This window comes from Micromonospora sp. NPDC023966 (assembly GCF_040639095.1).
Classification (GTDB): domain Bacteria; phylum Actinomycetota; class Actinomycetes; order Mycobacteriales; family Micromonosporaceae; genus Micromonospora.
This window is the reverse complement of the sequence record NZ_JBEZZJ010000016.1, coordinates 27863-45392: the sequence shown is the minus strand read 5'-3', so window position 1 is coordinate 45392 and position 17530 is coordinate 27863. Positions and strand designations below refer to the sequence as shown.

Genomic DNA, 17530 nt, shown 5'->3' with positions numbered 1-17530 from the left:
CGGAGGCGGCCGCGCTCGGGCCCGGCGACCCGGCCGGGCCCCACCACCGGCCGGGTCGTCGGGCGGGTACTCAGAGGTTGACGTCGCCGCAGAGGTGCACCTGGACGCCGAGCTCGGCGAACATCGCGGCCTTCACCCGCAGCGCCCGGTCGGCGGTCTCCGCGTCCGGGGCGTAGGCGACGTTCACGTGGTTGGCCTTGTGGCGGGCCATCAGCTGGTCGCGGCCGACCCCGTGCAGCACGGCATGCATGATCGGCCACTGCGGGTTCGTGGCCTCCAGCCGGCGCCGGGTCTCCTCCTCCGGAAGCTCGACGACGGTCGCGCGACCGAGGTCGACGTGCAGCCCGCCGTCCATGATGAACACCCGCGACCAGACGATCTCGCCCGGCTTGGAGACCCCGCTCAGCGTGCCGCCGCCGAGCGGGAAGAACATCGGCGGCTGCCGCATGCTGTACGACTTGTCGTACCCGCCGTTGTGGGACGCCGGCACCGAGCCGGAGATCTCGAACACCCAGACGAAGTCGTCGCCGTAGGTCTCCCCCCACCGGATGTCGTGCAGGGTCGTGGCCGGGTCGAGGCCCATGGCGGTCCAGATGCGGTTGGTGACCAGCGAGTCGACGGCCACCCCCTCGTCGACCTCGTTGAAGTGCGGCAGCGGCGCGCCCGCGTAGAGCTCCCGGCTGCCGTCGCGGCTGCGCACCGGTGGCCGCTGGACGTTGTTGAGCAGCCCCTCGGCGAGGTCGCTGGCCGGGACGGTGTCCTTCAGCCCCTGCTGGTACTGGATGCCGACCGCGTCCAGGCCGAAGTCGTCCGCGATGCGCAGGGCGGCGACGTACATCTTGAACTGGCTCGTCAGCTGGGCGTCGGTGAGCTCGGTCGCCTCGTCGGTGCCGGTGTGGAAGGTCATCCCGGCCTCGTCCAGCCAGCGGCGGACCGCGTGGGCCTCCTCGTCGGAGACCCGTGCCATCTCGGCGACCAGCGCGCTCTGCGACAGCCGCTCCTTGTAGATGCCCAGTGGGTTGATCAGCTCGTCGTCGAAGATCGCGTTGTACATCCCCATGCAACCCTCGTCGAAGACGCCGATGATGGCCTTCTCCCGGGCCAGCTGCGCGGCCAGGGCGCGACCGAGCTCGACCTCCCGGTCGTCCGGCAGGGCCGGCAGCTCGCGGACGTGACTGGTGTCGTGGCGCAGCTCGCCGGTCTCCAGCCAGGTGCGCAGCCCGTTGACCGCCCAGTCGTCGGTGAAGTCCCGGCTCCACAGCGCGGAGTGCCGCACGTCCGCCTTGGTGAGGCTCGCGGTGAGGTTGAGCAGGCCGACCAGGCCCGGGAACTCACCGCTCCAGTTGGCCACGATGAGGATCGGTCCCCGGTGGCTGCGCAGGCCGGCCAGGACGTGGTGGCTGTACTGCCAGACCGCCTCGACCACGATGAGCGGCGCGTCGACCGGGATGCGCTTGAAGACCTCGATGCCCGCTCGCTGGCTGTCGATGAAACCGTGGCCCTTGTCCGGATCGAACGCGTGGCCACGCTCGACCTTCCAGCCGAGCGCGTTGACCGCCGCCGTGAGGTCGGCCTCCAGTTGCTGCTGGGTGGGCCAGCACGTGACGTTCGCGCGGGGCCGGAGATCGCCACTGGCCACCGTGTAGACGGTGCCGGGCGCCGCGGCGGGCGGCTCGGCCAGCACGGGCAGCGGGTAACTGGTCATGGGGCGACTCCTTCGGTGCGTGGGGTGGCGCTGGCCGCCGGCGGGCCGGCGGCCATGAGACGGTCCTGACGTGCAGCGAGCGCGTGCGCGACCCGCTTGGAACTCGTGTAGAGCTCCCGGTAGAGCCCGTAGAGCTCGTCGTAGTCGGCGGTCAGCTCCGCCCGGGGCTGCCGGATCTCCTTGACGGGGTTCCACGCCTCGATCGAGACGGGCCATCCGATCTGCGCGGCGAGGAACGCCGCTCCGTAGCTCGCGCCGATGGTCTGCGACGGGATGACCTGGGGACGTCCGGTGACGTCCGAGACGATCTGGGTCCACAACCCGCCCTGGGTGCCGCCGCCGACCGCCACGACCCGCCGGATGTCACCACCGCTCGCCTCGATCGTCTCGATGTTGTGGCGTACGCCGAGAGCGGTCGCCTCGAGCGCGGCCCGGTACAGGTCACCGCGGGTGTGCGAGACGGTGAGGCCGGCGACGATGCCCCGGGCCCGCGGATCCAGGATGGGGGTGCGCTCGCCCGCGAAGTACGGGAGCATGAGCAGCCCCTTCGCGCCCGGGCCGGAGGCCTCGGCCAGCCGGAGCAGCTCGGGATAGCCGGTCGAGCCGAACAGCTCGCGCAGCCAGGCTGTGATCGCGCCCGAGGTGGCCAGGCCGCCGGCGAGGTTCCGCGTCCCGGGCAGGGCGCCGACCGTGCCCCACAGCGACGGATTCGTGAGGCGGGCGGTCACCGTGTGGACGAGGAACATCGTGGTGCCGTACATCAGCATCAGGTCGCCGACGCCCTGGGCGCCCACGCTGATCGCCTCCGACCAGGCGTCGATGGTTCCCGTGACGACCGGGACGCCCGCCGGCAGGCCGGCCTCTGCCGCCGCGCTCGGCGTCACCGTGCCGGCCACCTCGCCGGGCCAGCGCAGCGGCGGCAGGACCAGATCGGGTGCGATCTCGTTGGCCCACGGCGCGTACCAGTCCTGGCTCTCGGTGTCGTAGAGCGGTGTGCACTGGCTGGCGGAGTGCTGATCGAGCACGTAGTGGTCCGTGAGTTTCCACGCGAGCCACGAGCTGGGCATGAAGAGCCGCCGGGCCCGGGCGAAGAGCTCCGGTTCGTTGTCGGCCACCCAGGCCACCTTGGCGCCCGCCGCCTGGCTGGACAGTGCCGAGCCGCACCGCCGGAGGATCTCCTCCGCGCCGAACCGCTCGGTGAGGCGCGCGATCTGCCGGGTCGAGCGGGTGTCGACGCCGTAGAGGATGGCCGGGCGCAACGGGGCGTTCGCGGCGTCCGTGAGCAGCACGCACGGACCCATGCCGCTCACCCCGACGGCGACGACGTCGGCGTCGCCGGGTGCGAGGAGCTCACGGCTGAGTGCGACGAACTCCTGCCACCAGACGTCCGCGTCCATCTCCACCCAGCCCGGTCGGGGGCGGCTCACCTCGTGTGCGCGGGTCGCGGAGCGGAGAACCCGGCCGTCGGCGTCGACGAGGACACCCTTGCTGCTCGATGTGCCGATGTCGACGCCCAGGACGGCCGCAACCTTCATGGCGCCACTGTTCCAGCAATCGATTTCCGAATCAAGACCGATCAGTCGGCGTCCTCCCCTACCGGGTCGGAGCACGCACGCCGGCATGCTGGCGTAACGCCTGATGAGGGCGGGTGTCGGCACGGCCAGGAGGAGCCGGCGGCGACGAGAAATCGTTAACTCACTTCGGGTCCTGGCGCGATCGAGTGCCGATCCCTCGGGATGGCGGCCGGGATCTCATGTGTGCGGGCTTAGCGGATGCCACCGCACTCGGGGGGAACCTGGATGGGGCGCGGGAGATTCTGCTGGCGTGGATCCAGGCACGCCCCCATGTGGTCGCGGAACTTCGTGACGTGGGCAGGCCGGATAGCCACCGGATCCGGATGTGCCATGGCGACGGGCTGGACGATGTTGGAGGGCCTGGCAGGGGCCGTTCGAGCGGCGACAGTAGTGGTCCAGGTTCAGCTTCTGCCGGTTGACGGTCGGGTCTGTCGCCTGCCGACTGTCCGCAGGTGCCGCAGCGCCTGCGCCCACGACTGGAGCAGCGTGGTCTCGTGGTAGGAGACGCCACGCTCAAGGCAGAACTGGCGGATCAGGGGCTGGGCGCGGCGCAGGTTCGGTCGGGGCATGCTGGGGAAGAGGTGGTGCTCGATCTGGTAGTTGAGCCCGCCCAGCAGGCCGTCGACGAGCCATCCACCGCGTACGTTGCGAGAGGTCAGCACCTGCCGCCGCAGATAGTCGAGGCTGTCGGCTCGGTCAAGGATGGGCATGCCCTTGTGGTTGGGTGCGAACGAGCAACCCAGGTACAAGCCGAACAGGCCCTGGTTGACCAAAACGAACACGATCGCCTGTGAGGTGTCCAGGAGCAGGAACACGGCCGTGAGATAGCCGCCGATGTGCAGGGCGAGCAGGCTGGCCTCGACCCGGCGGTGCTTGACCCGGCCTCGGCGGAACACCGCCTTGACGCCGCTGGCGTGTAGGTGCAGACCCTCCAGCAGCAGCAGCGGGAAGAACAGCGTGGCCTGGTGCCGGACGAACACCGCGCCAAGACCGCGCCGCGCTTCGGCCTGCCCGGAAGTGAACGACAAGGCCGCCACCGCGATGTCCGGATCCTGGCCCTCAGTGTTGGGATGGGCGTGATGCCGGTTGTGCTTGTCCACCCACCCCCCGTAACTGAGACCGATCAGCAGGTTACCGAACAACAGGCCAACCACGTCGTTGGCGCGGCGGGAGCGGAAGATCTGCCGATGCCCGGCGTCGTGGCCGATGAACCCCGCCTGAGCAAAGATCACCGCAAGGAACACCGCGACCACGGTCTGCCACCACGACTGGCCGAGCCGGACCGACACCACGCCCGTGACGCCGAGACAACCGAGCACCAACCCCATGCGCCACGCGTAGTAGCCGGGCCGCCGGTGGAGGAGCCCAGCACCCCGCACCAGGCGAGACAGGTCAGCGTACTCACTGCCCCGCTCACTGCGGGCGTCAAGACTTGTGTCGCTCACCTGTTACTCCTGAAAGCCACGATCGACGTGTCCGGTGCGGCGATTTCGACCGCAACCGCCAGGCACGGGTCCCACCAGGCGGGCCCACCGTCCGCGGCCGGCCCACGGCCATCGACGCTGGGTCCCGAGCCAGCGAACTCCACCGCAGGCTGTGACTCTGCCGCACTCTGCGCTCGGTTACTGAACCGTCCGAAATATCCACACGACGCCGCCCTCGTCATCCCACCGGCGGTGGAACGACGTGACCGTGATCGCTCTGCGGTCCCGAGTCCCCTTGGCGGCCACCGCCAGGCCGCAACTCCAGTCTCACTCATGGCCGCCCCTCATAGGGCTCAAACGGCGGCTCATATGGCGGCCATGATTGTGGTGGCCCGTGGCTGCCATATAAGTCTGTCGATTAGGTGCATGACCTTGGGGGTCGAGTCGGACAATCAAGGCCATGCGGACACGTTGGGTTCAGGGAGCGATCATGTCGCGCAGGAGCCACTCAAGCATTCGGCGAACGTTGATCCTTGCGTTCGGGGTGGGGGCGCTGACCGGGGCGGCGGGCGCGCTGACACTGCGACGTCGCAAGCAGGTGGGTGAGATGCCGACGGGTGATGTCGCCGGCCATCTGGGAGACACCGCCTTGCCGCCGCCGGGCGGGCGACCCGACGAACCCTCGCCGGTCCCAGTGAAAACGCCGGCGGTGCAGCGAGTCTGACCCGGTGCAGCATCAGTCGGACTCGGCCAACCACATCACCGTCGTTGGCGTCTGCGGCACTCAGGTACGCGAGAACTAGTGAGGGCACGTATGCCAGAAGATTCCAGCGGCAGCTCTGGCGCTGCCTCTGCTGACACGCCGGTCGCTGAACTGGTGCAGCGCGCCACCGAACAGATCACTCGGCTGGTCCGGGACGAGCTGACGATGGCCCGTGCGGAAATGACCGCCAAGGGCAAGCGGGCAGGCATGGGCGCTGGGCTGCTCGGCGGCGGCGCCATGCTCGGTTTCTACGGCGTCGGTGCCGTCGTCGCCGCCGTGGTGCTCCTCCTGGGCGCGTTCATGCCGGACGCGCTGGCCGCCCTCATCGTCGCCGTCATCCTGTTCATCGCCGCTGCGATAGCGGCGCGACGAGGAAAGAAGCAGGTCACCAAAGCCATGCCAGCCACGCCGACAGCGACCAGGGACAGCGTGCAAGCAGACATCGAGACGATACGCGGCGCGGCAGGTCGGAGGCGGCCATGAGCACGGTAAGCCCAGGCAGCGATCCGGACAAGGTACGGCAGGACATCCAGCACACGCGGGCAGAGCTGGGGGAAACCGTCGCCGCCCTGGCAGCCAAGACCGACGTCAAGACCCGCCTCGGCGGCAAGGCCACCTCAGCGGCCGGTGGACTCCGGCAGCGCTTGACCACGGCCAGCCAATCGGCGAAGACCTCGGCAACGCAGATGTTCCGCACAGGGAGCCAGAAGGCCTCCCAGCGCGCCACGACCGCCAAACAGAAGACCCGTGAGGCCATGACCAAGGCACGCGGCTCGGCCTCAGCCAGCACCCAGACCACCGGCAAGACCGAGTCCACCGAGGTAACCTCCGCCCGTGCCCTGACGGCGAAGGTCGGCACCGCCGTACGCGCCAGACCCGTGGTGCCGGTCCTCGCGGCCGCCGGCGCCGCAGCCGCCCTCACGATCGTGGCCTACCGACGCAGCCGGATGAGATGACCAACGCGGTGCCGCATCGCTGCAACTGAGCGGACTTCGGGTCATGGACGCCGGGGAGGCAGAGGCGGGACATCGGTTCCGCCGATCAGACGAGGCATCGTCTGAGTACCGGGGATGCATCCCCTCCGGGCGCCCGGTACTCCTCTCGCGCCGCGACGTCGACGAGCCCTGATCGGGCGGTCACGCATCGGCCGGCAGCGGTTCACCAGTCTCCAGCAGCGATTTCAGGCTCGCCACCACGTTCGGCCAGCCGTGGCTGACCATCTCGGCCAGGCTCGATCCGGGCTCGAAGCCGTCGTGCACGACGGTGAGCTTCACGACCTGCGCGGCCTCCTCGATCGTGAAGGTGACCTTCGAGCGGGCCTCGGCGGACAGCCGGGCGAGCATCTCGTCGTCCCAGCCAAAGCGCTTGGCCAGCTCCGGGGTGATGGCGTGCCAGGTGTAGGAGAGCCGACTGTAGGGTTCGGCCTCCAGCACCACCTGCTCTGCGTCGCTGATCAGCACGCCGTGGTTGTCCCAGGTCATCGGCGAGCCGACGGACCAGTCCGTGGTGAACTCCGTGGCCCAGTAGCGGCGGGTGAAGGCGGGATCGGTCAGCGCCTGCCAGAGCTTCTGCGGGGTGGTGCGGATGTAGGTGGTGTAGACGAAGGTCGGCGCGTCCATCGGGGTCTCCTCCAGCGCGAGTTTCAGGTCCGCCAGGGCTTGGACCCTGGCCCGGTCGTAGCGGCTGATCCACCGGTGGGCGATCTCGTGCACGGGCGCGGCGTTGAGGTAATGCAGCTTCTCCCGGCCCCGTCGTACGGCGGTGACGAGCCCGGCCTCCTCCAACACCGCGAGGTGCTTGCTGACGGACTGCCTGGCCATGTCGAGCCCGGCGCACAGCTCGCGCAGCGTCTGCCCGTTGCGGGCGTTGAGCGAGTCAAGGAGCGCGCGCCGGCTCGGATCGGCCAGCGCCTTGAACACCTCGTCCATGCCCACCCTCGTACCCCAGGGCTGCCGCCCGTCCATATGCAGCCTTTCGGCTGCCTTTCAACTTAGGCAGCCGGATGGCTGCCTGTCAAGACGCCAGGAGTGCTCCAAGCCCCTCAAGGGCGGCGCAGGGCCGTCGCGCAGCGACCAGAGGCCCAATGACCCTGGCTGTGCTTCGGTGCTTACTGATGCAGCCGCACTAGCTGCTACAACCCGATGCAAACGCACTCCCCCGCCATCTTTGCCCGGCTCCTCAGTGGAGGCAGATGCCTGAATGCCGCGTGGGCAACGTCGCCCCTGTGCGCACCGCGAAGCGACAGGCCTGCCAGGATTGGCCGCATGTCTGCTGACCTTGAACACTCCTCCGGGCCTGCCGGCCAGTCTGTGGCCAACGACTACGACAGCTTCGCGGAGGCGTACGCGGCCGAGACCGAGTCCAACCTCATCAACGGCTACTACACCCGGCCCGCGATCCTGGACCTGGCCGGAGACGTGGCCGGGCGGCGGATCCTTGACGTCGGCTGCGGAGCCGGCCCCCTGCTCGCGGCACTGCGCGATCGCGGCGCCATCGTGACTGGCATCGAGCCCAGCGCCAAGATGCTGGACTTGACCCGGCAGCGGCTCGGCGATGACACGGCCCTGCATCAGGGCGGTCTGGGCGGCGATCCTCTGCCGTTCCCCGACGCCGCGTTCGATGATGCCATCGCCTGCCTGGTCCTTTTTGGTAAGCGTTCCCGCACGTCACACACGTTGTGCCCATGATCAAGCCGTGCACCTGACCGCGTATCGTCCACCATCGGGCGCTACGTGTGGTCCCTGCGTGGTTCCCCAGAACCACGCACGGTTTAGGAAGGCGACTGAGGCGGGACGGCTCCTACGGCCCTGACCTGGCCGAATGGCCCGATCACCTGCGCGGTCGCCCGAGATCATTGCACGTACTCTGCACCGCCTCCGTCGACAGCCCCGACTGCGACCGACCCGAGTGCTCGATCACGGTCTACGCCGCGCGGAATCCAGCGCCGCCCTACGCACACTGAGCTGGATCGTGCAGATGCCTCGCTCTGGACCAAGGTAGAAGTGATCGATCCTGATGTCCGTGTCTGCGATGCCGGCGGCCCAGAGATCTCGGCGAGTCGGCCGCGGCGGTAGATCAACGCCAAGATCAGCCAAGCGACTCCACGCCTGAGCCACTACGGCGGCCTGGTCCTCGGACCAGGCCAGCGACACCCAGTCTTTCTTGGTCGCGCTCTTTCTGTGTGCGCCGCTCAGCTTCCGCCAGGCGCTTCTGTCTCCTGCTCTTGCCCATACTGCGACAGTGGCGCGCCGGAACAGCCAGGACAAGAAGAATCCGCACACCGCCAGTTGGAAGATCGTTTCCGGCTGACCTGATCTGTCCGGAACTCAGAGGCAGCGCCGCGGTGCCCGATCATGACCGCGGCTGACCGCCCGGGACACCGGCTACTGGCACGTGGCTGGCACGGCTGCGGCTTGGGCGCGCGGCTGTCCGGCGGCATACGGCTTACCGCCCCCGCATGCTGGCGGTCGAGCGGAAGGTCGCTCGTGACGTCATCGGATACTGCGGGCTGATCGACGGCGGACGAGGATCGGAAGGGGGAACCGGAACTGGCGTTCGAGCTGCTACGCCGAGTCTTACGGCGAGCCGGGGACGGTCGGTGGGTGTCATGCGGGTCAGGGATACGCGCGGGTGTGAGCGCCCGGGGGCCGAACCACCGCCCTCAAGGTGGCCGGTCCGCCCGGGGGCGGACCGGCGCGGCCTGGCGACCGCGGTGCCTCCTCAAGTCGCCGGCCGCGGTCGGCGGGCGCCCTGTCGCGTCGCCGGCGCCACCCGCCACCAGCGGCTACAAGAGCGTGCGGATCAGGAGCTCCGCCGGCACCCGTACGAGTGTGCCGGTGACCGCCGGCGTCCAGCCGGGACACCGATGCCGCCGGCCTACCGGAGTGCCATCATCCGTTCTCGGAGAGGAAGACGTAGGCCCGCAGGTGGGCGACCGACCATTCCCGACCGTGCTTGACGCACACCCCGGTGAACTTCGCCCGCAGCGGCGGCCACGCCTCGCCGTCCGGGCCGGTCATGTTGCTGATCTCGGCGTCGCCGTCGACCACCGCCGTACCAGGTTGGGGCCAGTAGACGGCACCAACCTCGAGCCGGTGTTGGCTGCCCTTCAGCGGCCCGGCCAGGCTGTCGGCGATGTCGGCCTGAATGCTCGCGCGGCCTTCGAAAAGCACGCCGAACGGGTTGACGTTGGTGCCGTCCTCCGTCCAGTTCGCCCCGAACGCGACCGCGTCTGCCGCGTTCCACGCCGCATCGATCCGCGCGAGGAGCGCTCGGATTTCCTGTTCGTTCGCCACCTTGGTGAGAGCCCCGGATGGTGCGGCCACTGCGCCGGCTCCATCCGCCAAGGCAACCGTTCCGAGGACCAGGCCGCCAGCCGCGACCAACGCCGCTCGCCTGGGAACACTCTGTCGGCATGAACTGACAGGCTATCAAGACGTTCCAACACAACCTCTGCTGCGTGGGCTTTCACCGCGGGGCTGCCATAGTGCTCGACCAGGGGTCTTTGGAGATGGCCGGCAGTTCTCATTCGCGCATCATCGATTGCGCGGCGGTGAACAAAGCAACGTTGCGCAACATGACCGGCTTTACCTGCAGCTCGATGAGACCGAGACTGTCGTGCCAGGGCCCGCGGCTGCCGTCCGGCCGGCAGTGGCGGCGCACAACGCAATCGCTTCCTCGACGCTGGCGAGCCGGTCGCCCCCTCCCCCATCGTTCACCGACAGCCCATACATTGGTGGTCTTCTATTGGATCGGGTGGGGTCGCCCCTGGCCCGCATCCTCGGAATTTCAGCACCCGGCCCGCACACGGAGGTACAGCTGGCGCTGGCGCCGCCGGGCCGCACACTACTCAGGCCGCTGACATCGGCCAGGGGTGCGGATTGCTGGGAGTGACTTCGTAGGTCAAGCAGCGAGTTGGTAGCGGGCCTGGTGGTTGCGCTGGTGCTCTTGGCCCAGATGGTAGGTCCAGTAGCGGTCGAAGTCGCCGTTGGCGAGCAGTGCGCGGAGTTTCAGGACGGCTTCGGCGCCGGCGCTCCGCCCGGCTGTCGACGCGTTCGTCCGACAAATTCGCTACCCGGCGGCCGGAGCGCAGTGATACACAACCGAGGTGCAAAACATTTTGGAGTTCCCCGAGGTCCTGCGGCTGATCGAAGACCGCTCGGCCGCGTTCCGCGCCGCGATCGCGTCCGCCCCCGACCTTGACGTCCAGGTCCCGACCTGCCCGGACTGGACGCTGCGCGAACTGGCGCAGCACCTCGGCGACGGCCGCCGCCGCCAGGCCGCCATCATCGCGGCGGGCCCGGGCGCTGAGCCCCCGGCGAGGACGGACCCGAAGGGCGCCCCGACCGCGCCCCGCGACCGCGAAGCCCTGGACGCCTGGCTCGCCGAGTCGACCGAGCTCATGCTTGACGCGATGCGCGAGGCGGGCCCGGACCGCGGCTGCTGGACCTGGTGGGGCCGCTCGCAGGCCCCGGAGACCAGCGGAGCCGTGGCCCGGCACCAGATCCAGGAGATCGCCGTCCACACCTACGACGCCCAGCTCACCCAGGGGGCCGCACAGCCGCTGCCGACGGACGTCGCGGTCGAGGGCGTCGACGAGTTCCTGACGACCGTCTCGGCGACGACCGTCCCCTGGCCGTTCAAACCGGCGACCATCGACCTGCACACGACCGAGGGCCGCTCCTGGCGCCTGACCCTCAACGCCGACGGCGTCCGCTGCGACGACCTCGCCGCCGACGCGGAGCCGGGCGACATGGCGATGCGAGGCGCAGCGAGCGAACTGGTCCTCTACTTCTACGACCGCGTCCCGCTCGACGGCCTGGAGACCACCGGCGACACCGAGCCGATGGAGCAGCTCGCAGACTGGGACCCGAACGCGTAAAACGCGCACTTGTGACGCATCTGTCGGTTGTGCGCGCGCTCCTGCGGGCGCCACTGGGCCCGGGGTTAGCGCAGGGCCTCGCCGCCGATGCGGATCACTCGGCCGTGCACCTTGCACAGGTAGGCGAGCAGTTTGCGGATGGACCAGCGGGTGAAGGGCTGGCTGAGCTTGGTCGGGCGGGTGGTGGCCGTCTGGACGACGAAGTCCTCGTCGTCAGGGCTGAGCAGGCGGGGACGGCCTCCCTCCCACCGAGGGTCCAGGCAGGCCGGGCCGATCTGGTTGAACCGGTGGATCACGTCCCGCACCGTGTCCTCGTCGGCCTGCACCAACTGGGCGATCACTGGAACTCGGCTGCCGCCGGCCGAGGCCAGCAGCATCATCGCCCGTCGATAGCGCACTGTGTTGGTGCTGCCCCGGCGCACGATCCGTTGTAACTGCTGACCCTCCTGGTCGGTCAGTCTCCTGATCTTGACCAGCTCCGCCCCCACGCCCCCAAACCCGTCTCATCCAACCGGTTCCGGCCCCGCTGCCGCCAACTTGGTGCGGTTCCCTGCTCGTCGACCTGGACGTGCATCCCCGGGTCGCCATGGCGATCCTCAGACACGCCGACTTCTCGATCACGATGGAGATCTACAGCCAGGCCTCGTCCAAGGCCACCCGGGAGGCCCTGCGGAAGCTCGGCGAGAGCCTCGATCAATGAGCCGTTGCAGTACTTCGCTGCTGTACAGGATCAGAAAAGGCCACCCGGAATATTCCGAATGGCCTCTGACCTGCGTCGGGACGGCCGGATTCGAACCGACGACCCCTTGACCCCCAGTCAAGTGCGCTACCAAACTGCGCCACGTCCCGATGCCCCCGCGCGGTGTTCCCCGCGGCAGCCGGTACAGCTTAGCGCAAGATCCTCCTACCCCGCGCACAGGCCCCACCGGTGCCGCGAGCCACTCCCCCTAGGGCGTCCTAGGAAAGAAGCCGCCGGGGATGGAACCCCGGCGGCTTCTCGAAGGGTGGGTCAGCCGTGGGCCTTGCCGCGGCCGCCCGGGCCGAGCTTCTTGCGGGGGCGCACCGAGATGTCGATCGGGGTGCCCTCGTAGCCGAACTCCTCGCGCAGCTTGCGCTCGACGAACCGCTGGTAGCCGGCGTCGAGCGGGCCGGTGGTGAAGAGCACGAAGCGCGGCGGGGCCACGCCGGCCTGGGTGGCGAAGAGGATGCGCGGGGCCCGGCCGCCACGCACCGGGTGCGGGGTTGCCTGCACCAGGGCGGTGAGCCACTGGTTGAGCTGCGCGGTCGGGATGCGGGTCTCCCAGCTCGCCAGCGCCTTGTGCAGCGCCGGGGCGAGCTTGTCGACCGCGCGGCCGGTCTTCGCCGACAGGTTCAGCCGGATCGCCCAGGGGATGCGGCGCAGCTCCCGGTCGATCTCCTTGTCCAGGTAGTAGCGGCGGTCGCCGTCGACCAGGTCCCATTTGTTGAACGCGATGACCAGCGCCCGGCCGGCCTCCACCACCATGGTGAGGATGCGCTGGTCCTGCTCGCTGATCACCTCGCTGGCGTCGAGCAGCACCACGGCCACCTCGGCCGCCTCGATCGCCGAGGCGGTGCGCAGGCTGGCGTAGTACTCGGTGCCGCTGGCCTTGCCGACCCGCTTGCGCAGGCCCGCGGTGTCGATCAGCTGCCAGGTCTCCCCGCCGATCTCCACCAGGCTGTCCACCGGGTCGACGGTGGTGCCGGCGACCGCGTCGACCACCGCCCGCTCCTCGCCGGAGAAGCGGTTGAGCAGGCTGGACTTGCCGACGTTGGGGCGACCGACCAGGGCCACGCGGCGCGGGCCGCGCGGGCGGTTCTCGACGATCTTCGGCGCCTCGGGCAGTGCCGCCATGATGGCGTCGAGCAGGTCGCCGGAGCCGCGGCCGTGCAGTGCGGAGACCGGGAACGGCTCACCGAGGCCGAGCGACCAGAGCGCGGTCGACTCCATCTCGATGGCGGTGTTGTCGGCCTTGTTGGCGATCAGGATCACCGGCTTGGCGCTGCGCCGCAGCATCTTCACCGCGGCCTCGTCCACGTCGGTCGAGCCGACCATGGCGTCGACCACGAAGAGCACCACGTCGGCGGTGGCGACGGCCGTCTCGGCCTGGGCGGCGATGGCTGCGGCCCGGTCCTTGGCGTCCGGCTCCCAGCCGCCGGTGTCCACCACGGTGAACGCCCGGCCGTTCCACTGGGCGTCGTACGGCACCCGGTCCCGGGTCACCCCGGGGATGTCCTCGACGACCGCCTGCCGGCGGCCGATGATCCGGTTGACCAGCGTCGACTTGCCCACGTTGGGGCGGCCGACCACGGCCACCACCGGCTGCGGGCCGGTCGGCTCGCCGGCCTCGAGCTCCGGCTCGCGCAGCTCCACCCAGCCCCCGAAGTCCTCGCTCATGCCACACCCCGCTCGGTGAGCAGCGCGCGCAGCCGGGCGACGACCTCGTCGATGCCCAGCTCGGTGGTGTCCAGGACGACCGCGTCGGTGGCCTGCTGGAGCGGGTTGACCTTGCGGGTCGAGTCGAGCTTGTCCCGGCGGGCCAGGTCGGCGGCGGTCGCCGCGACGTCGGCAGCGTCCTCGGCGCTGCGCCGCTGGGCGCGGGCCGCCTCGGAGGCGGTCAGGTAGACCTTCAGGTCGGCGTCGGGTGCCACCACCGAGCCGATGTCGCGGCCCTCGACCACGATCCGGCCGGCGTCGGCGATCATCTGCCGCTGCCGGGCGACCAGCAGCTCGCGTACGGCGCCCACGGCGGCCACCGCGGAGACCGCGCCGGTCACCTCGGGACCGCGGATCGCCTTGGCCACGTCGACGCCGTCGGCGGTCACGCCGTACCCCCGGGGGTCGGTGCCGAGGCGCAGGTCGACCTCGCCGGCGACCTTGGCCACCGACTCGGTGTCGGTCAGGTCGACCCCGGAGCGCAGGACCGCCCAGGTCAGCGCCCGGTACATGGCGCCGGTGTCGAGGTAGCGGGCCCCGAGGCTGACCGCGAGCCGCCGCGACACGGTGGACTTACCCGAACCGGACGGCCCGTCCACAGCGACCACGCATCGCCCGGCCGGTACGTTTTCCTCCACCGTTGTCCTCCTCAGCCCGTACCTCGCGGGTCACCGGTTCCTCCGGCGCCGTTGAGCGGTTGTTCCTCATCGTCAATCATCCCGCGCCGCGCGGGTTCGGCCGCGCGGTACGCCGCCGGGGGCGACCCACGCCACCCGCCGGCCCGCGGGCCGCGTCGAAGCCTACCGGGAGCCGTACCCCGAACGACGGGGTCAGTCACCCACCGCCTTGAACAAGGCGGCGACCTCCGCGTTGGTCAGCCGCCGCAGCCGCCCGGTGCGCAGGTCGCCGAGCCTGATCGGACCGATCGAGGTACGGATCAGCCGGGACACCGGGTGTCCCACCTCGGCCATCAGGCGCCGGACGATGTGCTTGCGCCCCTCGTGCAGGGTCAGCTCCACCTGGGCGGTCTTGCCCAGGGTGCCCACCACCTTGAAGGAGTCGACCTTCACCGGCCCGTCCTCCAGCTCGACGCCGGCCGTCAGCCGCTTGCCCAGGTTGCGCGGGATCGGCCCGGCCACCTCGGCGAGGTAGGTCTTGAGCACCTCGTACGACGGGTGCATGAGCTTGTGGGCGAGAGTGCCGTCGTTGGTGAGCAGGAGCAGACCTTCGCTGTCGGCGTCGAGCCGCCCGACGTGGTAGACCCGCTGCTCCAGCCGCGCGCCGATGAAGTCGGCGAGCTCGGTGCGGCCCTTCTCGTCGGCCATGGTGGTGACCACCCCGCGCGGCTTGTTCATGGCCACGTAGACCAGGCGGACGTCGGCCTGGAGCCGCTCGCCGTCGACGTGGATCACGTCGCGCGCCGGGTCGGCCTTGTCACCGAGCTGGGCCACGCGGCCGTTGACGGTGACCCGGCGCCGAAAGATCAAGTCCTCGCAGGCGCGCCGCGACCCCACCCCCGCGGCGGCGAGCACCTTCTGCAGGCGCTCGGCGCCCTCGTACACGGGGGCGTCGGGTTTCGGGGCACGGTCATCGCGTCGCATCGGCAAGCTCTTCTACGTCGTCGGGGAGGAAAGGAGCCAGGGGCGGCAGGTCGTCCACCGAGTTCAGCCCCAGCTTCTCCAGGAACATCGTGGTGGTGCGGTAGAGGAAGGCCCCGCTGTCCGCTTCGGTGCCGCACTCCTCGATCAGGCCCCGGGACACCAGCGTACGGATCACGCCGTCGCAGTTGACACCCCGGATGGCGGAGATCCGCGAACGGGTCACCGGCTGCTTGTAGGCGATCACCGCGAGGGTCTCCAGCGCGGCCTGGGTCAGCCGCACCGACTGGCCCTCCAGCACGAACCGCTCGACGTAGGTCGCGTATTCCGGGCGGGTGTAGAGACGCCAGCCACCCGCGGCCCGGCGCAGCTCGAATCCGTGCCCGGCGGCGGTGTAGCCGGCCGCGATCTCGTCGAGCATCGGGCCGATCCGCTCCGGAGACTGCTCCAGCACCTGGGCCAGGGTCAGCTCGCTGACCGGCTGGTCCACCACCAGCAGAATGGCCTCCAGCGTGCCACGCAGCTCGGCGTCGTCCAGCACCGGCGCGGGCTCCGGAGCGGGCGTCGCCCGCCGCCCCCGCTTCCCGGATACGCCAGTCGGGCCGCTCTCGCCCGCCCGCCGCTCGCCGACGAGGGCGTCGCGGCCGGCCGGCTCCTCGGCGGCGGAGATGAGCTCGGCCGACTCCCCCGCTTCGCCGGCCGCGGCCGGCTCGACCACCGGCGCCTCCGCCAGCTCCCCCGGCGCGGCGGTGCCCTCCCCCAGCGGATCTTGGACAGTTTCCGTTCCAGGCGAACCGGAACTGTCCAAGATCGCCGGGCGCACACCCTCTGCGGGGGGCGCCTCGGCGGCGGTGGGCGTCGGTGCCGAGTCGACGGGGGGTTCCGGCGGCGAGTCGGTGGGGGGTTCCGCCGCCGGGGCAGTGAGCTGCTCGGCGGTGCCCTCGGGCTTCGGCGGGGTGGGGCGCTCCCACGGGGGGATCCAGGCGGCGGCCTGGTCGGCCAGCGAGTCGCGGCGTTCCTCGTCGCTCATCGGGTCACTCCTGCGTCGGCGCGGCGTCGTCCGCCACGGCGGAAGATGTCGGCACGGCATCGTCCGCCGCCACGGCGAGAGGCGTCGGCTCGGCGTCATCCGCCGCCGGGGCGGAAGATGTCGGCGCGGCGTCGTCCGCCGCGGCGGAAAGGTCGTCCGCGGGTGGGGTGGTCGGCTCCGGGGAGCCGGCGTACTCGTCGATGGTCAGCTCGGTGCCGCCGTCGGCGGAGCCGGTCCAACGCACGGTCAGCTCCTCCAGCGCCTGCTCCTGGACGAAGGCGACCAGCCCTTGCCGGTAGAGCTCCAGCAGCGCCAGGAAGCGGGCCACCACCTCCAGGGTGATCTCGCAGTCGGCGCAGAGCAGCGAGAAGCTGGCGGTGCCGGCGCGGCGCAGCCGCTCGGAGATGATCTCGGCGTGCTCCCGGACGCTGACCCGGACCATGTGCACGTGCGCGATGGACACCTCGGGCACCGGCTTCGGGGTCATCGCCTTGAGCGCCAGCTTGAGCAGCCGCTCCGGGCCGATGCCGAGCACCAGGTCGGGCAGCGCCTCGGCGTAGCGGGGTTCCAGGGTGACCGCCCGCGGGTAGCGCCGCCCGCCGACCGACTCCAGCTCGGCGATGTGCGCCGCCGCCTCCTTGTACGCCTTGTACTGCAACAGCCGGGCGAAGAGCAGGTCCCGGGCCTCCAGCAGGGCCAGGTCCTCCTCGTCCTCCACCTCGGCGGCGGGCAGCAGCCGGGCCGCCTTCAGGTCCAGCAGCGTGGCGGCGACGAGCAGGAACTCGCTGGTCTCGTCCAGGTCCCACTGGTCGCCCATGGCCCGGAGATAGGCGATGAACTCGTCGGTGACCTTGTGCAGGGCGACCTCGGTGACGTCCAGCTTGTGCTTGCTGATGAGCTGGAGCAGCAGGTCGAACGGGCCGGTGAAGTTGTCCAGCCGGACGGTGAAGCCGGTGGTCTTCTCGACGGTGGCCGGGTCCGCCGGCAGCACGCCGTCGATCTCGGCGGCCAGCCCGGCGGCGGCCACCGGGTCGGCGGCGCCGGTCGGCGGGTCGAGGGGCGGTGCGGTCACCGGCAAACCGTAGTCCACGACCTGGACA

15 protein-coding genes, 1 tRNA gene and 1 pseudogene are annotated in these 17530 nt (G+C 70.3%); 5 read left to right on the top strand and 12 right to left on the bottom strand.

Features of this window, described 5'->3' with window-relative positions; genetic code table 11:
* Positions 1-70 precede the first annotated feature (70 nt).
* The 3 genes from AB0F68_RS20985 to AB0F68_RS20975 form a co-directional block, all read right to left on the bottom strand.
* On the bottom strand, positions 71-1705 hold the full coding sequence (locus AB0F68_RS20985) for a fucose isomerase (RefSeq protein WP_357340831.1): 1635 nt from the start codon (positions 1703-1705) through the stop codon (positions 71-73).
* Positions 1702-3240, bottom strand: coding sequence for an FGGY-family carbohydrate kinase (locus AB0F68_RS20980; RefSeq protein WP_357340829.1), 1539 nt, complete (start codon positions 3238-3240; stop codon positions 1702-1704). Before AB0F68_RS20980 ends, AB0F68_RS20985 begins: the two co-directional genes overlap by 4 nt.
* 440 nt (positions 3241-3680) lie before the next feature.
* Positions 3681-4724: an acyl-CoA desaturase gene (locus tag AB0F68_RS20975; protein ID WP_357340827.1), complete on the bottom strand. Its 1044-nt coding sequence runs from the start codon at positions 4722-4724 to the stop codon at positions 3681-3683.
* Positions 4725-5517: 793 nt separating this feature from the next.
* Between AB0F68_RS20975 and AB0F68_RS20970 the strand changes: the two genes are divergently transcribed.
* Positions 5518-5949, top strand: a complete 432-nt coding sequence (locus AB0F68_RS20970; protein WP_357340825.1) for a phage holin family protein — start codon at positions 5518-5520, stop codon at positions 5947-5949.
* Positions 5946-6422: a DUF3618 domain-containing protein gene (locus AB0F68_RS20965; RefSeq protein ID WP_357340823.1), complete on the top strand. Its 477-nt coding sequence runs from the start codon at positions 5946-5948 to the stop codon at positions 6420-6422. Before AB0F68_RS20970 ends, AB0F68_RS20965 begins: the two co-directional genes overlap by 4 nt.
* A 180-nt stretch (positions 6423-6602) precedes the next feature.
* Here the strand turns inward: AB0F68_RS20965 and AB0F68_RS20960 are convergent, their stop codons facing one another.
* The gene (locus AB0F68_RS20960; RefSeq protein WP_357340820.1) at positions 6603-7394 is read right to left on the bottom strand and encodes a metalloregulator ArsR/SmtB family transcription factor; all 792 of its coding nucleotides are present in this window, start codon (positions 7392-7394) and stop codon (positions 6603-6605) included.
* Between the two features lie 336 nt (positions 7395-7730).
* Here AB0F68_RS20960 and AB0F68_RS20955 point away from each other — a divergent pair, with 336 nt between their 5' ends.
* Positions 7731-8153 (top strand): class I SAM-dependent methyltransferase, encoded by a 423-nt coding sequence (locus tag AB0F68_RS20955; RefSeq protein ID WP_357340818.1) that lies wholly within the window; start codon positions 7731-7733, stop codon positions 8151-8153.
* A 1203-nt stretch (positions 8154-9356) separates the two neighbouring features.
* Here the strand turns inward: AB0F68_RS20955 and AB0F68_RS20950 are convergent.
* Positions 9357-9791, bottom strand: a complete 435-nt coding sequence (locus tag AB0F68_RS20950) for an SgcJ/EcaC family oxidoreductase (protein ID WP_357340813.1) — start codon at positions 9789-9791, stop codon at positions 9357-9359.
* 782 nt (positions 9792-10573) lie between these two features.
* Between AB0F68_RS20950 and AB0F68_RS20945 the strand changes: the two genes are divergently transcribed.
* Positions 10574-11347, top strand: coding sequence for a maleylpyruvate isomerase N-terminal domain-containing protein (locus AB0F68_RS20945; protein ID WP_357340810.1), 774 nt, complete (start codon positions 10574-10576; stop codon positions 11345-11347).
* A 65-nt stretch (positions 11348-11412) separates the two neighbouring features.
* Here the strand turns inward: AB0F68_RS20945 and AB0F68_RS20940 are convergent, their stop codons facing one another.
* Positions 11413-11835, bottom strand: a complete 423-nt coding sequence (locus tag AB0F68_RS20940) for a helix-turn-helix domain-containing protein (protein ID WP_357340807.1) — start codon at positions 11833-11835, stop codon at positions 11413-11415.
* Positions 11836-11888: 53 nt separating this feature from the next.
* On the opposite strand from AB0F68_RS20940, the pseudogene AB0F68_RS20935 reads away from it, so the two are divergent.
* Positions 11889-12047, top strand: a pseudogene (locus AB0F68_RS20935) (site-specific integrase); the annotation flags it as partial.
* A 75-nt stretch (positions 12048-12122) separates the two neighbouring features.
* Here the strand turns inward: AB0F68_RS20935 and AB0F68_RS20930 are convergent.
* The 6 genes from AB0F68_RS20930 to AB0F68_RS20905 form a co-directional block, all read right to left on the bottom strand.
* Positions 12123-12196 (bottom strand) — tRNA-Pro (locus AB0F68_RS20930).
* A 160-nt stretch (positions 12197-12356) separates the two neighbouring features.
* A complete protein-coding gene (gene der / locus AB0F68_RS20925; RefSeq protein ID WP_357340805.1) occupies positions 12357-13763 on the bottom strand; it encodes a ribosome biogenesis GTPase Der in 1407 nt (468 codons plus the stop codon).
* Positions 13760-14440, bottom strand: a complete 681-nt coding sequence (gene cmk, locus AB0F68_RS20920; RefSeq protein WP_357340801.1) for a (d)CMP kinase — start codon at positions 14438-14440, stop codon at positions 13760-13762. The genes der and cmk overlap by 4 nt, the downstream gene beginning before the upstream one ends.
* Before the next feature lie 192 nt (positions 14441-14632).
* Positions 14633-15403, bottom strand: a complete 771-nt coding sequence (locus AB0F68_RS20915) for a pseudouridine synthase (protein ID WP_357340798.1) — start codon at positions 15401-15403, stop codon at positions 14633-14635.
* Positions 15390-16430, bottom strand: a complete 1041-nt coding sequence (scpB, locus tag AB0F68_RS20910; protein WP_357340795.1) for an SMC-Scp complex subunit ScpB — start codon at positions 16428-16430, stop codon at positions 15390-15392. Before scpB ends, AB0F68_RS20915 begins: the two co-directional genes overlap by 14 nt.
* A 4-nt stretch (positions 16431-16434) precedes the next feature.
* Positions 16435-17502 carry a ScpA family protein gene (locus AB0F68_RS20905; RefSeq protein WP_357340791.1) on the bottom strand — a complete coding sequence of 356 codons (1068 nt, stop codon included), beginning with the start codon at positions 17500-17502 and terminating at the stop codon, positions 16435-16437.
* Between the last annotated feature and the right edge of the window lie 28 nt (positions 17503-17530).

Coding starts and splice junctions, on each gene's coding strand:
- AB0F68_RS20985 (WP_357340831.1), bottom strand. CDS start 1,705: ATGACCAGTTACCCGCTGCCCGTGCTGGCCGAGCCGCCCGCCGCGGCG.
- AB0F68_RS20980 (WP_357340829.1), bottom strand. CDS start 3,240: ATGAAGGTTGCGGCCGTCCTGGGCGTCGACATCGGCACATCGAGCAGC.
- AB0F68_RS20970 (WP_357340825.1), top strand. CDS start 5,518: ATGCCAGAAGATTCCAGCGGCAGCTCTGGCGCTGCCTCTGCTGACACG.
- AB0F68_RS20965 (WP_357340823.1), top strand. CDS start 5,946: ATGAGCACGGTAAGCCCAGGCAGCGATCCGGACAAGGTACGGCAGGAC.
- AB0F68_RS20960 (WP_357340820.1), bottom strand. CDS start 7,394: ATGGACGAGGTGTTCAAGGCGCTGGCCGATCCGAGCCGGCGCGCGCTC.
- AB0F68_RS20955 (WP_357340818.1), top strand. CDS start 7,731: ATGTCTGCTGACCTTGAACACTCCTCCGGGCCTGCCGGCCAGTCTGTG.
- der (WP_357340805.1), bottom strand. CDS start 13,763: ATGAGCGAGGACTTCGGGGGCTGGGTGGAGCTGCGCGAGCCGGAGCTC.
- AB0F68_RS20915 (WP_357340798.1), bottom strand. CDS start 15,403: ATGCGACGCGATGACCGTGCCCCGAAACCCGACGCCCCCGTGTACGAG.
- scpB (WP_357340795.1), bottom strand. CDS start 16,430: ATGAGCGACGAGGAACGCCGCGACTCGCTGGCCGACCAGGCCGCCGCC.